Here is a 14,550-nt window from a genome sequence, read left to right on the forward strand (position 1 = left end):
ACGAGAGGGACCCAGGAAGGGTCCCTTTCGTTTTCGATAAAAAAGTTTTCAGGACTTTTTCAAAGCCCTGAAAACTTGCTCCGGCTGTCGAAAAGACGTTTTCGACAGCCGGAGGCCCTCCGCCAGCGGCGGAGGGCCTCCTTTCACTTTTTACTTTTTCAGCAGAGCGTCGACACACGCCCGCATCTCCTGCTTCGTGCGGGCGCTCCGGGCCTGTTCCACCACGGCCCTCCGCTCCTCCTCCGACAGGCTGGAGAAGCGCTCCATGGCGGCGGGATGCTGGGCCATGGCCAGGCCCAGGCCCAGGGGCATCTCGATATCCAGGGACATCCGTTTCATCGTCCTCACCTCGAAGACAGGATGCCCGCAGATCCGACAGATCATTCACTCCGCATGGAAGTACAGATCCAGCCAATAGCACAGGTCCTCCGCCGGGAGGTAGGTCACGCCGTTTTCCAGGATGCAGGGCCCGGAGATGCCGGCCTCCCCGCCGTCCCCGTCCCGGAAGATGACCTCCTCGCCGGGGACGGCGTAGAAGACCAGATCGATGTCCCCATCGTACACCACCGCGCCCCGATTCTTGTCCCAGCTCACGCTGTACCCGGCGGCTTCCGCCATGGCCCGGAGGGGCAGGTAGATCCGCTTTTCCCCGGTCTCCCCGTCCTTCAGGACCTTCCCGGGGACGGAGACCGCCTCGCCGTTCACCACGCCGCCGCCGGCGGTGTTCCAGGCGGCGTAGCCCCGGTAGGCGTAGGGGAAGACCAGGACCTTGCTCACCGCGCCCCCGGCGTCCCGCCAGACCAGGATCTCAGAGCCGGGCCGGATGTCGTCCAGCCGGACGATCTGCCGGGTCAGCCAGGGGGAGACCTGCGCGTCCAGGGGGACGGCCAGGTCCTGGGAGGCCCCTTCCGCGTCCCGGTAGGAGAAGACGATCTCGCCGCTGCCCGCCGGGTCCTTCCAGCCGCCGCTTGTGAGCGCATAGTACTCCGGCACGGCGGTCCCCTCCGGGACGTTGCCCACGATGACGATGGGGACGGCGTGGGGCGGCAGGCTCATGGTGACGGCGGGGCCGATCCAGGCATAGAGGGTGTCCCCCTCCTTGACGGACGCCAGGTCCAGCGGCAGGCCCGTGGCGGCGTCCACGGCGCAGGTGCGCTCGCCGGTCTGTAAGACCACCTCGTCCATGGGGCTGTCTTTGCCGTCGTTTTTCAGCAAGATCGCGTCGCCGTCCCAGGGGGAGACCTTGCCCCAGACCTTGGCAGGGACGGGGGCGTCCGCCTTCGCGGCGGCGGTGAGGCACAGGGCGGTGGAACAGACCGCCAGGGCCAGCAGGATGCGCAGCAGTTTTTTCATGGGGGTCCCTCCTTGTTGTATCGTATGTATGGGATAGTGTATCATAGTTTCGCCGCCTGGGCAAGGGGCTCAGCCCACGGGCACCCGGGCGGGGTAGTCCGGCTTGGGTTCGCCCAGGGCGGCGATGTTCTCCTCCGTCATGGGCCGGAAGCTCAGCTCCAGGGGCTCCGTGCCGCCGGTATAGGAGCTCAGCCATGCCTCCATCTCCGCCCCGTCCACCGGGTCGACGCCCCAGAGCCGCCCGTCCAGCTGGCCGTCGGGGGCTACCCGGTCGTTCTGGTACCACTCGCCGGTGAGGATGTAGTAGACCAGCCCGTCTCCGTCGGCGTCCGCGTCCCTGGGGAAGGCGGCGGACAAGGCTTCGTCCCCCTCGGTGGCCGAGAGGTCCCAGGCATCCACGGCGCCCACCTCCAGGTACTCCCCCGTCTCCGGGGCGTATTGATAGAGGTCGAAGGGCCAGAAGCGCCCGGCCCAGCCCTGGCTGTGGGACCAGCCCGCCGTAGCGGTGCCGTTCTCATAGAAGGTCAGGTCCGGGAATGCGGAGAGCTCGAGATGCCGGGACCAGTCGTTGTATCCGTAGACCAGCCCCTGCATCCCGGCCGTGCAGGCGTTCGTCCAATAGACGATGAGCTCCTCCTCCCCGTCGCCGTCCACGTCGGCCAGGGCGAACTCGTTTTTCGCGGCCTCCTCCGTGCTGGTCCAGTCCAGCAGACCGCCGTAAGGGAGGACGCCCTGGAGGTACATGTCCCACAGCGCCTTGCCGTAGCCCAGCCGGGCGGCCTCCTCCTTGGTCTCGGGCACGGGGGCGGCCTCCTCCTCCGGGATAGCCTCCCGCTCCGCCGTGTCCGCGGAGGCGGCGGTCTCCGGCCCGCCGGTCGTGATGACCGTCACGCCAAATCGGTCCGCTCCGCAGGCGCTGAGGCTCCCGAGCAAAAGCCCCGAGAAGAAGACCCCGCAGAGCATCCAGATGAACAGTTTCATGTCGTCGCTTCTCCCTTTCGGTGATGGGCGGCATCCGCCGCTTTCTATTATAGACGTTTTTGGGACGGCTTTTGTCACAAACTTTCCAGAAAATTTTACAAGATCTTCTTCCTGTATGACGGTCCGCCCCTCCACATATACTATACGGAGCCAGATCCAAGAAAGGAGACACCTATGGAAACACACTATCCCTTCACCCTGCCGCCCCTGCCCTACGGCTATGACGCGCTGCTGCCGGAGATCGGCGAGCGGACCCTGCACTTCCACCACGATAAGCACTTCCAGACCTATATCGACAACCTGAACAAGCTCCTGGAGAAGCACCCGGACCTCCAGAGCTGGCCGCTGGCCCTGCTGGTCCGGGACTGGCCCAGCCTGCCGGAGGACGTGCGCCAGGGCGTGCGGAACAACGCCGGGGGCGTCTACAACCACGACATCTATTTCAAGACCATGGCCCCCGGCCCGGTCTCCTCCCCCTCCGGGGCGCTGGAGAGCGCCATCAAGCGGGACTTCGGGGACCTGGACCGCTTGAAGTCCGTCATGAAGGACGCGTCCCTGGGGCAGTTCGGCTCCGGCTGGGCATGGCTGGTGACGGACAACGACGGGCGGCTCTCCGTGGTCAAGACCGCCAATCAGGACACGCCCCTCCCGCTGATCCCCCTGCTGCTGTGCGACGTGTGGGAGCACGCCTATTACCTGGATTACCAGAACCGCCGGGGGGACTACTTCGAGGGCTGGTGGCGCAAGATCGACTGGCCCGGCATCTCGGACGGCTATGGCCGGCTGATGGAGACCCACCCCAAGCGGCCGGGATGAAGATCCCCTATTGACAAACGGCCCCCGTCTGCGTATGATAGGACTTACAGGTGTCTTGACACCTGTAAGTCCTATGAAACGAAAGAGGCGGGTGCTCCCATGGAAAAGCTCCAAACGTTCCTGAAACGTAAAAACATCGTGATCTCTGCCCGGCGGTACGGCATCGACGCCCTGGGGGCGATGGCCCAGGGCCTGTTCTGCTCCCTGCTGATCGGCACGATCCTCAACACCCTCGGGACCCAGTTCCACATCGGGCCCCTCACCGCCAAGATCGTCACGATCAATGATGTGGGCTATACCGTCGGCGGCATGGCCTCCTTCATGAGCGGCTCGGCCATGGCCGTGGCGATCGGCTACGCCCTGCAGGCCCCGCCCATGGTCCTCTTCTCCCTGGCCACGGTGGGCTACGCCTGCAACGCCCTGGGCGGCGCGGGCGGGCCCCTGGCGGTGCTGTTCGTGGCCATCATCGCCGCGGAATTCGGCAAGGCCGTCAGCAAAGAGACCAAGGTGGACATCCTGGTGACCCCCATCGTCACCATCCTCATCGGCATCGGCGCGGCGTGGATCGTCGCGCCCCCCATCGCCGCCGCCGCCAGCGCTTTCGGCCAGCTCATCGTGCGGGCCACGGAGCTCCAGCCCTTCCTGATGGGCATCGTGGTCTCCGTGCTGGTGGGCGTGGCGCTGACCCTGCCCATCTCCTCCGCGGCGATCTGCTCCGTGCTGGGGCTGACGGGCCTGGCGGGAGGGGCCGCCGTGGCGGGCTGCTGCGCCCAGATGGTGGGCTTCGCCGTCATGAGCTTCCGGGAGAACGGCTGGGGCGGCCTGGTGAGCCAGGGCCTGGGCACCTCCATGCTGCAGATGCCCAACATCGTGAAGAACCCCCGGATCTGGATCGCGCCCACCCTGGCCTCCGCCATCACCGGGCCCATCGCCACGTGCCTGTTCCGGCTGGAGATGAACGGCGCGGCCATCAACTCCGGCATGGGCACCTGCGGCCTGTGCGGGCAGCTGGGCGTGTGGACCGGCTGGGTGGCCCCCAGCGAGGCGGCCGTGGTCAACAACGGGGCCGCGGCCATCGTCCCCGGGGCCATGGACTGGGCGGGGCTGATCCTGATCTCCTTCGTGCTCCCCGCCGTGCTCTGTCCCCTCATCAACCACTTCTGCCGGAAAGCGGGCTGGGTGAAGGAGGGGGACCTGACCCTGCCGAGCTGAGATCCGGATGGCCGGCCCCAGCCTGTCGAACAAGTAGAGGGGACTGCATCGACGGGAGAGAAGGACGTTACGAGAGGGACCCGGGAAGGGTCCCTTTCGTTTGCGATCATACGGTTCCAGGACGTCCCCAACGTCCTGAAAACTTGCACAGGCTGTCGGGGAGGCGTTCCCGGCAGCCTGCGGCCCTCTTGTGAGGGCCGGTTTTTTTGCGGGAAAACCGCCCCGTAACGTTTCCCGACGTGTTTTGCCCCGCCCCGACGGTACAATAGGAAAAAATCACCACTTCGGGAGGGACAGGCTGTGGCACACGGTCAACTGACATTGGAACGGGAGCGGGCGGGGCGGATGCTGACGCTGGGGATCCGCTTCTTCCTGGCGGCGGCGCTGACCGCCAGCCAGACCCCGGGAGGGGGCGCGCCTTTCGCCCTGGGCTGGATCGCGTCGGCGGGGCCGGGGCTGGAGGGCGGCGCGGCCCTGGCCGGGGCCGTGGTAGGCGCGGCGCTGTTCCTGGACTTCGCCGACGCCCTGCCCTTCCTGGCCGTGGCGGTGCTGCTGGTCACCGCCTCCACCGCCCTGGCGGGGACCTGGCTGCTGGGGAAGCCCAGGAACGCCGCGCTGACGGCGGTGGGGCTCTTCGTGACGGTGGAGGGCATCTACATCGTGCAGTCCCTCTCCCCCCTGGCCCGACTGGAGGAGTGCCTGGCCGCGGCGGGGCTGCTGGGGGCCTCGGTCCTGCTATTCCACCCGCTCCTGCGGGGCGGGGGCGACAGCCGCCCGGGCCTGGCGGGGGGGATGATCTTCCTGGCGGGGGCGCTGCTGGCGGCGGTGGAGGACGTGGAGTTCCTGGGCTTCTCCCCCGCCCGGGCGGCGCTGTGCCTGCTGGTGGCCCTGGCGGCTTATGACCGGGGCCCCGCCGCCGGGGCGGCCTTCGGCCTGGGCCTGGGGCTGACCGCGGAGCTGTGTGGGAGCCGCTTGGGCCTCACGTCCGCCTTTGGCCTGGCGGGCCTGGCGGCGGGGAGCCGCCAGGGGCGGCGGCGGACCGGGGCGGCGCTGGCCTTCCTGGCCGCCGTGGGCGCGGCGGCCCTGGCCGCGGGACGGCCCCTGCCCCTGCTGGCCGAGACGGCGGCGGGGCTGGCGGCGTTCCTGGCCCTGCCGGGGCGGCTGGTGACGGGGAAGCGGGTCAAGCCCGCCGTCCCCCCGCCCGTCCGGGAGGGGCGGAAGGATCCCCCCGCCCCCTGGCGGAAACGTCTGGAGGGCGCGGCGGCGGCGCTCCGGGACCTTTACGACAGCATGGGCCGCGCCGCGCCGCCCAGCACCGACGAGAACCCCGCCATCGTCTTCGACCGCTCGGCGGAGAAGGTCTGCCGGGGCTGCTCCCTCTGCGACCTCTGCTGGCAGAAGGACTACACCGGCACCTTCAACGCCATGAACGACGCCACGCCCTACCTCCTGGAGCGGGGCCGGGCCCTGGCGAAGGACTTCCCGGACTACTTCACCGGGCGGTGCATCCACCTGCCGGACCTGCTGAACGCCATCAACGGGGAGCTGTCGGCCTTCCTCCTCCGGCGGCAGTACCGGCGGCAGCTGGAGGAGACCCGCCGCAGCGCCCGGGGGCAGTACGCCCAGCTCTCCGAGCTCCTCACCGCCACCGCCGCCGGGCTGGAGGCCGCCGCCCCCGTCATGGGGGCGGACAAGCCCTGCCGGATCGGCGCGGCCCTCCGGCCCAAGGAGGGGGAGACGGTCTGCGGGGACACTGTGGCGTCCTTCCGCACGGACCGGGGGCTGTGGTGCCTGGTGCTGGCGGACGGCATGGGCAGCGGGGAGGGCGCCCGGAAGGAGTCCGCCCTGATCTGCCGCCTGCTCCAGCAGTTCCTGGAGGCGGGCGTGGCCCCGGAGGCGGCGCTGAAGACCCTGAACTCCGCCATGTCCCTCCGGGGGGCGGACACCGGCAGCTTCACCACCGTGGACCTGTGCGTCTACGATCCGGGGGCGCGGGAGGCGGCGTTCTACAAGTTCGGGGCCGCGCCCAGCTATCTGAAGCGGGGCGGCGTGGTCCGGCGGGTCACGGGGGCCAGCCTCCCGGTGGGGCTCCAGGGCGCGCCGCCGGACGTGACGCGGGCCCCGCTGGCCCCCGGGGGCTTCGCCGTCATGGTCAGCGACGGCGTGGCGGACCCGGCGGCGGACGAGTGGCTGCTGGACCTGCTGGCGGGCTGGACCGGGGACGACCCCCAGGACCTGGCGGGGCTGATCCTGGCGGAGAGCGTCCGGCGGGAGCACCTGCGGGACGACTGCGGGGTCCAGGTGCTGTACTGCCCGGAAAACGAGATACGAAGAGTATAAAACTACGGGAGGGATACCTCCCGTAGTTTTCAAAGTGCTGCAAGAGCGATCCGGCAGGCCGGGAGGGGCGCAGGGGCCCCTCCCGTTTCCGGCCGGTGCGGCCCCGCCCTCCCCTCCAGGATCAGGGAGCTCCCGCCGCGTTCACGCCGGTCAGGGTCCCGTATCCCTGGGCATCCGGACGCGTGAAGTCGCGGACGGTCTCGATGCGGACGGAGCCCCTTTCGCTGGACAGGGTCCGGATGGTGCCATGGAACCGTCCGCCGGTCGGGCTCTCCCCGTTGGAGATCAAGACGTCCCGGATGGAGCACACCGCTTCCCCGTTGTAATACCACTGGTCCTCTCCGGCGTCATAGGTGATGCCGAAGGGAGCGTATCCCTCGGCGATCGCCTCCAGCTCCGCCTGGGACCACTCCCCGCCGCCGGCCACGGCGGTGGCGGGCGCGGGATCTCGCAGCGCCTGGACGTCCCGGGCGGCGAAGGCTTCCTCGGAGAATGCCTCCACCCCGGTCAGGATCCCGCCGGGATCATAGGACCCGTCGGCGCGGCGGATGAGTCTGCTCCGGTCCCGGACGGCGTGCACGTCCACGGTCCCGTCTTCGTCGAAGAAGTCGTTCCCGGCCTGTGCGCCGTCTCCCGACAGGGGGTAATAGTCCTCGAACCACCGCACCCGTTCGCCGCCGAACCGCAGCTCGTTTTCCTCCGCGTCGTAGAGCAGGCCGAAGGGCTCGTAGGGCCGGAAGCGTCCCGCGGGACCGGCCTCCTCCTCTCCGCTGTCCCCGGAGGATACCGCAAGGGATACGGCCGTGACCTCCGGGGAGCCCTCCGCCGTCCGGGGCCCGCTGGGGCCCCGGACCTCCGCCGAAAGGCCGCACCCGGCCAGGTATCCCGCCAGCAGCGCCCCGCAGAGCACCGCCGGGAGCCGTTTCGCAAACATGAGCTTGACAGCCTCCTTTCCAAGCATCGTCACGCCTCCTCCGTGGGGAAGGTCACCACCGCCGTGAACAGGTCCGCCACGGTCTCCACCCGGAAGCTCCCGCCGCAGGCTTCCGTGAAGCTCTTGGCGATGCTCAGGCCCAGGCCGCTGCCGCCGTCGGTGCGGCTGGCGTCGCCCCGGACGAAGCGGGCGGTGAAGTCCACCCCCTCCGCCAGCTCCGTCCGGCTGGTGTTCCGGACGGACGCCTCGGCGGTCCCCTCCGCCGTTTTCAGGGAGAGGTACACCCGGCTGCCCTCCAGGGCGTAGCGCAGGGCGTTGTCGATCAGGTTCTGGAAGACCCGGTACAGCCGCCGCCCGTCGGCGGTGATCGTCACCGCCTGTTCCGGCAGGTCGACCTTGAAGGTCAGGGCGCTGCCCCGGATGGGCCCGTCCATGTCGGCCAGGGTCTGGCGCAGGAGCTTGTTGAGGTCCAGCCGCTCCAGGTGGACGGGGAGCTGGTCCGCCGCCGCCTTGCTGACCTCGAAGACGTCCTCCACCATGCCCTTGAGCCGCTGGGCCTTCTCGTCGATGATGCGGGCGTAGTCCATCGCCGCCGGGGGCAGGCCCTCCTCCTGGCGGAGGAGCCCCGCGTAGGAGAGGATGGAGGTCAGGGGGGTCTTCAGGTCGTGGGAGACGTTGCTGACCAGCTCCACCTTCATCCGCTCGCTGCGGGTCTGCTCCTCCAGGGCGGCTCGCATCCCGGCCTGGATGTCGTTGAGGGATTCCGCCGTTTGGCGGAGGTCCGCGTCCTCCGGAAGGCGGAGGGGCGTGCGCAGGTCCCCGGCCCGGACGGCCTCCACCTGGTCCGCCAGGCGGCCCAGGTCCTTGGAAAGGCTCAGCTCCCGGCGGAGCAGGGCGGCGGCCGCCCACACCATCAGCAGGACCGGCAGGAGATAGGCGGTCCAGAGAATCCAGGAGGGGTAGCCGATCAGGGTCATGTTGATCAGGATGGACACGACCTCTCCACAGAGGACCGCCGCCGCCAGGGCCGTCAACGCCGCCCGGCGGCTCAGGCGCTTTTCAACGGGGCGTTTCAGGTCCCGGGCGCGGAGGCCCCGCAGAAAGGGGCCCAGGAGGGACCTCCGGGCCTCCTTGGGGTTGTAACGGTGGTCGTTGTAAATCAGCCAGCACAGCCAGAACAGGGCCAGCAGGGCCGGGAGGTTCGCCAGCGCCAGACGCAGCACCGCCATGCCCCAGGCGTAGAAGGAGTATCCGACGTCCCAGGGATAGCCGTAGGCATAGAGAATCTCACAGGCGTCCCTGTCCAGGAACCCCGGCAGGAAGGCCCACAGGGCGCACAGCAGCACCGCCAGGAAGCGGGCTTCCGTCCAGACATGGACCGTCCATGCGGCGAGTTTCCGGTTCACCGGCTCCGTTGACTTCCGCAGGAGGAACCAGACCACCAGCCCCCACATGCCGCACAGGAACCGGAACAATTGCGCGTGGTAGAAGGCCCAGCTCTCATCCACCCGCTGGGCGATGTTGTAAAAGGCGCTGTAGTAGTTCGTGGTCCCGGTTTGGTAGTCGTTGCTGTAATAGCGGATGGGGGACTGCCGGACGGCCATGATGACCTTCACGTCCTCCAGCTCCTCGCTGACAGGGAAGTTGTCGTAGCCGGGGACGAACCACTGGGACCCTCCGGCATAGTACCCGTCGCCGTACACGTCCAGGTTTTTCCCGTCCTTGGTGATGGTGACTTTGTTGTCCCTGAACACCACGTAGAAGTTGTAACCCTCCACCGACCGGGCCATGAGTTTGTCCAGCCAACCGTCTTTCAGGGCGTTGGTGTAGACCTTTTGCTCTGTGCCCCAGCCGCTGCAAATGTAGTAGAGGACGTTTTTGTCCGCCTGATAGCGCGCGTCCGGGGAGGTTTCCGGCTCCGCCGGCACCGGCGTGGACGAGTCAGGGAGAGCTGGCTCCGCGCTTCCACGGTCCACGGCTACGGCTTCGGTCGCCGGCCCGCTGAAGTCCCACCAGGCCCGGTAGGCTTCTTCCGCCTCCACAAGGATGTCGTCAGCCATGTCGTACCAGTAATCATAGCTGTAAAGGTCCACCTTCCCTCCGGCTCCGATGGTCAGAAACTCCTTCAAATACTGGGAGACCTCGTTTCGGAAGGAATCCGTCTCCTGCCAGTCCTCCGTCCAGCGGGGGGAGGGGTCCCGCTCCCAGGCGATCTGATTCGCTACGGAAACCAGGCTGGAGAGGGTCAGGCTCGCTCCCAGGACGAAGGCCAGGAAGCCCGCCAGGGCCTTCGCCCGTCCGCCTTTGGTCCGCCCCTCCCGCAGGGGGACGCTTTGCGTCACGGCGGGCCCCTCAGTGCTGTTCCATCTTGTATCCAATGCCCCACACCACCTTTACATAGTCTGGCTCCTTGGGATCCAACTCGATCTTTTCCCGGATGCGGCGGATGTGGACCATCACCGTGTTCTCACAGGAGAACGCGTCCTCGTTCCACACCCGGCGGTAGATCTCCTCGGCGGGGAAGATCTGCCCCGGATGGCGGATCAGCAGGTCGACGATCTTCGTCTCCGTGGGGGTCAGCTTCACCTCGTCCCCGTCCGCCCGGAGCACCCGTCCGGCGGGGTCGTAGCTGAGCCGCCCGTTGACGATCAGCCCCTGCCGCCCCTCGGCGTTCACGTCGCCGAGGGACGTGTACCGCCGGAGCTGGCTCCGCACCCGGGCGGCCAGCTCCTGGGGGTTGTAGGGCTTGGTGACGTAATCGTCGGCCCCCATGGACAGCCCCAGGATCTTATCCGTGTCCTCGCTCTTGGCGGAGAGGAGGATGACGGGCAGGTTCCGCCGCTCCCGGATGCGGAGCAGGGCGGAAAGGCCGTCCAGCTTGGGCATCATCACGTCGATGAGGATGAGCTTCACGGCGGGGTCCAGGCAGGCGTCCAGGGCCTGGAGGCCGTCGTAGGCCCGGCGGACCTGGTAGCCCTCCCGTTCCAGGGTGATGGCGATGGCACCGACGATCTCGGGGTCGTCGTCCACGACTAAGACGCATTCGTTCATATCGGGTCTCCTCCCTTGAGCTGAGACTATCGTAGCAGGCGATCCTTACGAACGCCTCGACAAAAATCTTAAGGTTTCCTTACGATCGCAAAAGGACAGGCGGGGGAGGTCCCCCGCCTGTCCGCATATCAGTCTTCCAGGGCCTTTTGCAGGTTATCGATGATCTTGTCCAGCTTCCCCTCTTTCAACGCTGGGTCCTGTTCTTTTTTCACTTCGTGCAGACTGTCCAATAAGAACCGGATGAAAGCCTTGAATTGACTGTCTGTCATCCCCATAGCCGGGCGCTCTTTCCTCAGTGGGATGCTCTTATTTTACACGAGGACCGCCCCCGCGTCAAGGCGGTCCCGCTCCCGTCCCCCTCACCCTTTTCGGGGGCCGCTCTCTTTTTTCAGCGGCATGGTGAAGATGAACCGGGTGGACGCCCGGTCGCTCTCGGCCCGGAGGGCCCCCTTGTGTTCCTGGGCGATGACGGCGGCGATGCTCAGCCCCAGGCCGAAGCCGGACGTCCCGCCCCGGGAGGCGTCCGCCCGGTAGAACCGCTCGAAGAGCCGGTCCAGTTGCTCCGCCGGGATGGGCTCCCCGGGGTTGGAGACTGTCAGCCGGGCCTGCCGGTCCAGCTTCTCCAGGGAGAGGGTGACGGTCCCGCCGTCCGCGCCGTACTTGATGGCGTTGTCCAGCAGGATCGAGATGAGGCGGCGCAGGCGGTCCCGGTCCCCCAGGACCTCCAGGCCCTCTGCCGCGCGGTGGTCCAGGGACTTCCCCGCCTCGAAGGCCACAGGCTCGAAGGCCAGGGCGCAGTCCTCCGCCGCGTCGGAGAGGGAGACCTCCGCCAGGACGGGGGCGTGGGCCATGTTGTCCGCGCGGGCCAGGGTCAGCATCTCCTCCACCAGGTTCTTCATCTGCCGGGACTCGGAGAGGATGTTGTCCGTCCACCGGGCGGGCCGTTCCTCCAGGGGCAGGGCGGAGAGGAGCTCCGCGTTGGAGAGGATGACGGTCAGGGGGGTCTTCAGCTCGTGGGAGGCGTCGGAGAGGAACTGCCGCTGCTGGCCCCAGGCCCGCTCCACAGGCCGGGTGGCCCACCGGGCCAGGACGGCCGACACCCCCAGCAGCAACAGGAACGCCGCCAGGGCGATGACGAGGTAGGACCCCATCATCTCCCGCAGCATGGCCTGCTCCATGGACATGTCCACGAAGGCCAGCCTTCGATACAGTCCATTGTCCTGGCGGAGGTAGCGCAGGTCATAGCCGGGGATCACGCCCTCCGGCTCCCTGCGGGCCAGGCAGTCCTGGAGGACGGCGGCCAGCTCCGCCGTGTCCTCCAGGTCGGCGTAGGTGCCGCCGGTGACATAGGCGGTGTAGCCCCCGCCGCCGCCGGGCCAGACGCTGACGGTGAAATAGGGCAGCAGGAGCTTGTCCCCGCCGATCTCCACGCCGATCTCCGGCCTCCGGCCCCCGCCGTCCTCCTGGATGACCCGGTAGAGGATCTGGCGGCTCAGGTCCTCCACGTTCCCCCGCAGGGCGGCGAAGATGGAGAAGCACACCGCCGCCAGCACGGCGGTGACCAGGGCCATGCAGACGGCGACGAATTTCAGCCGCAGCTTTCGGATCACGGCGCTCCGCCTCCTTGTGGATAAGTTTGTGGAAATTGTGAAAAACCGCTAAGGCGGCCGGGGGAAGATGGGCGGAACTCACAGTTGACAAAACGGCTGTTTGAGTCGGGCCCGGTCACTTGTCCTCCTCCAGGCAGTAGCCCACCATGCGGATCGTGCGGATGCGGACCTTGGCGTGGATATGGGCCAGCTTTTTGCGGAGGAAGGAGATGTAGACCTCCACATTGTTGTCCTCCGCGTCGGACTCATAGCCCCAGATCTTGAGCAGGAGGGACTCCTTCGTCAGCACCAGGCCCCGGTTCAGCATCAGCAGCTCACAGATGTCGAACTCCTTCCGGCTGAGGCGGACGGACCGCTCGCCGCAGGAGAGGGTGAAGCTGTTCTTGTCCAGCTTCACGCCGCCGAACTCCAGCGTGTCGGTGCTGCGGAGCTCCGGCTGGCGGCGGGCCAGGGCCCGGACGCAGGCCAGCAGCTCCTTGGGGTCGAAGGGCTTGGTGAGGTAGTAGTCCGCCCCGCAGTCCAGGCCCTGGACCTTATCGGAGACCTCCGACCGGGCGGTGAGCATCAGCACCGGCACGGCGTTCCCCGCCTCCCGGAGGCGGCGGAGGACCGTGAAGCCGTCCAGCTTGGGCAGCATCACGTCCAGCAAGATCACGTCGTAGATATCCGTCAGGGCGTTGTCCAGCCCCGCCTCGCCGTCATGGCAGACGTCGGCGGTATAGCCGCCGAGCTCCAGGAGGTCCTGGAGCGTAGCGGCCAGCCGGACCTCGTCTTCGATCACTAGTACCCGCATGGGGCTCCCTCCTTCATCCTTCGCCGCCGTCCTGGGCCGCGCCCCGCATCCCGGAGACGGAGATGGTCATGATGGCGTCCACGCTGTCGGTGGACAGGGCGTAGATGGGGCCGTCCTCCTCCAGCCGGACGTAGCGCCCGGACTCGTCGGGCATCCGGGCCCCCACTTCGAGGGTGAAGGTCTGCTCTAGGCCGCCCGCGGTGTATTCCACCTTCAAAATGGCGTCCGGGCTGTGGAAGCCGCAGATCTCCGCCGCCTCGTCGCTGGGGTAGTAGTCCACGCACTTGGCCATGCTCATGGACCGCAGATCGTGGAGCAGGTCCTGGAGCAGCACGCTGGCCGTGACGTTGTCGTTCCCGGAGAACCAGAGGGCGGGCTGATCCTCCCCGCTGGAGCGCCGGGCGTTCAGGCTGACGGTGGGGCGCTCCGGCTCCTCCGCGGGCCGGGGGGCGCCGCCCTCCCCGCTCTCGTCCCCCGCCGGATCTGCCGCGGGAGCGGGGCCCTGGATGGTGATGGCCCGGAGGGCCTGCTCGCTGAGGTCCGGCAGCTCCGGCAGGGTGCACATGTCGTAGATGGGGATCTGCATCAGCTTGACCAGGGTGTCGGCCACGATGTAGACCGTGGACTCGTCCTCTCCCATCATCATATAATAGCTGTCGCCGTCGGTGGTGGCCTTGCCGAAGAGCAGGCTCTGCTCCGCGCCGCCGCCGGAGGCGGTGAGGGTCGCCGAGGGCGCGTCCAGGCCGTATTCCTCCTTCGTCTCCGGGGCGGGGAGGACCTGCTGGAACTTCAGGGCGGACAGGGCCTCCAGGATGGAGGACACCGTGGCGCTGTCCAGGGGGAAGTCCGGGCCGTCGGCCCAGATCCACGCGCCGTCCTCGTCCAGGGCGAAGGAGAGGGTGACGGCCCCGTTATAGTAGCTCAGCGCGCTGTAGGCCCCGGGATCTGCCAAAACGCCGCTGCCGGAGAGCCCGGCGGCGGAGACGTCCGTGCCCGCCAGGGCCTCCTCCCGGCCCTCCCGGTAGCGCATACCGAAGACGATGAGCAGCGCCGCGAAAAGCACCGCGATGATGGTCAGCAGCATCGAGATGGTCCGTCTCTCTTTCCAGGTCATGGATGGTCCTCCTGTTTGGATCCGGCGGCGGGGCCGCCGGGAAGTCGTTCGGTCCGAAGATACACGGAGGATTATATCCCATCTTACCCGGTCTTGTCAATTTTACGGCCCCCGCCTGAGATCCATCTGAAAGGATGCGGGGAAAGGTTCACAGATTATTTATAAAAAATCCAGATTGATTTCAAATTTTCCGGGTATGCTGATAACATCCTCCACGGAGGAGACACGATTTCCTCTCTTTCTGTTTCTTTTCCCTCTTTGCTGCCGGCGGCGGGCTCTCCCTCCGCCGGATCTTTTTGCCCGTTTGCCCTCCGCAGGGGAAGATCCCCGGCCATTTGGACGGCCG

At 67.6% G+C, this 14,550-nt stretch carries 13 protein-coding genes; 3 read left to right on the forward strand and 10 right to left on the reverse strand.

The window, feature by feature from the left end:
- Positions 1–150: 150 nt before the first annotated feature.
- From QZ332_RS06425 to QZ332_RS06435, 3 genes are all read right to left on the reverse strand, one after another.
- Complete coding sequence (locus QZ332_RS06425) at positions 151–339, reverse strand: hypothetical protein (RefSeq protein ID WP_295763802.1); 189 nt, start codon at positions 337–339, stop codon at positions 151–153.
- Between the two features lie 45 nt (positions 340–384).
- A complete protein-coding gene (locus tag QZ332_RS06430; protein ID WP_295763805.1) occupies positions 385–1,353 on the reverse strand; it encodes a stalk domain-containing protein in 969 nt (322 codons plus the stop codon).
- 69 nt (positions 1,354–1,422) lie between these two features.
- The gene (locus QZ332_RS06435) at positions 1,423–2,334 is read right to left on the reverse strand and encodes a hypothetical protein (RefSeq protein WP_295763808.1); all 912 of its coding nucleotides are present in this window, start codon (positions 2,332–2,334) and stop codon (positions 1,423–1,425) included.
- A gap of 174 nt (positions 2,335–2,508) precedes the next feature.
- Here QZ332_RS06435 and QZ332_RS06440 point away from each other — a divergent pair, with 174 nt between their 5' ends.
- From QZ332_RS06440 to QZ332_RS06450, 3 genes are all read left to right on the forward strand, one after another.
- Positions 2,509–3,150, forward strand: coding sequence for a superoxide dismutase (locus tag QZ332_RS06440; RefSeq protein WP_295763811.1), 642 nt, complete (start codon positions 2,509–2,511; stop codon positions 3,148–3,150).
- 99 nt (positions 3,151–3,249) lie between these two features.
- On the forward strand, positions 3,250–4,362 hold the full coding sequence (locus tag QZ332_RS06445) for a PTS transporter subunit IIC (RefSeq protein WP_295763814.1): 1,113 nt from the start codon (positions 3,250–3,252) through the stop codon (positions 4,360–4,362).
- Positions 4,363–4,662: 300 nt separating this feature from the next.
- Complete coding sequence (locus QZ332_RS06450; RefSeq protein ID WP_295763817.1) at positions 4,663–6,702, forward strand: SpoIIE family protein phosphatase; 2,040 nt, start codon at positions 4,663–4,665, stop codon at positions 6,700–6,702.
- 121 nt (positions 6,703–6,823) lie between these two features.
- On the opposite strand, the gene QZ332_RS06455 is transcribed toward QZ332_RS06450, so the two are convergent.
- The 7 genes from QZ332_RS06455 to QZ332_RS06485 all read right to left on the reverse strand — a co-directional run bounded on the left by QZ332_RS06455 (position 6,824) and on the right by QZ332_RS06485 (position 14,204).
- On the reverse strand, positions 6,824–7,636 hold the full coding sequence (locus QZ332_RS06455; protein ID WP_295763819.1) for a hypothetical protein: 813 nt from the start codon (positions 7,634–7,636) through the stop codon (positions 6,824–6,826).
- A gap of 29 nt (positions 7,637–7,665) precedes the next feature.
- On the reverse strand, positions 7,666–10,014 hold the full coding sequence (locus QZ332_RS06460) for a HAMP domain-containing sensor histidine kinase (protein ID WP_295763822.1): 2,349 nt from the start codon (positions 10,012–10,014) through the stop codon (positions 7,666–7,668).
- Positions 9,989–10,687 carry a response regulator transcription factor gene (locus QZ332_RS06465; protein WP_295763825.1) on the reverse strand — a complete coding sequence of 233 codons (699 nt, stop codon included), beginning with the start codon at positions 10,685–10,687 and terminating at the stop codon, positions 9,989–9,991. The genes QZ332_RS06460 and QZ332_RS06465 overlap by 26 nt, the downstream gene beginning before the upstream one ends.
- A 128-nt stretch (positions 10,688–10,815) precedes the next feature.
- Entirely contained in the window at positions 10,816–10,962 is a 147-nt protein-coding gene (locus tag QZ332_RS06470; RefSeq protein ID WP_295763827.1) for a hypothetical protein, read from the reverse strand.
- Positions 10,963–11,046: 84 nt separating this feature from the next.
- The gene (locus tag QZ332_RS06475) at positions 11,047–12,297 is read right to left on the reverse strand and encodes a cell wall metabolism sensor histidine kinase WalK (protein WP_295763830.1); all 1,251 of its coding nucleotides are present in this window, start codon (positions 12,295–12,297) and stop codon (positions 11,047–11,049) included.
- A 115-nt stretch (positions 12,298–12,412) separates the two neighbouring features.
- Positions 12,413–13,090: a response regulator transcription factor gene (locus tag QZ332_RS06480; RefSeq protein ID WP_295763833.1), complete on the reverse strand. Its 678-nt coding sequence runs from the start codon at positions 13,088–13,090 to the stop codon at positions 12,413–12,415.
- A 13-nt stretch (positions 13,091–13,103) separates the two neighbouring features.
- The gene (locus QZ332_RS06485; protein WP_295763837.1) at positions 13,104–14,204 is read right to left on the reverse strand and encodes a DUF4340 domain-containing protein; all 1,101 of its coding nucleotides are present in this window, start codon (positions 14,202–14,204) and stop codon (positions 13,104–13,106) included.
- Positions 14,205–14,550 lie beyond the last annotated feature (346 nt).

Source organism: uncultured Oscillibacter sp. (assembly GCF_910584465.1).
GTDB lineage: Bacteria > Bacillota > Clostridia > Oscillospirales > Oscillospiraceae > Oscillibacter.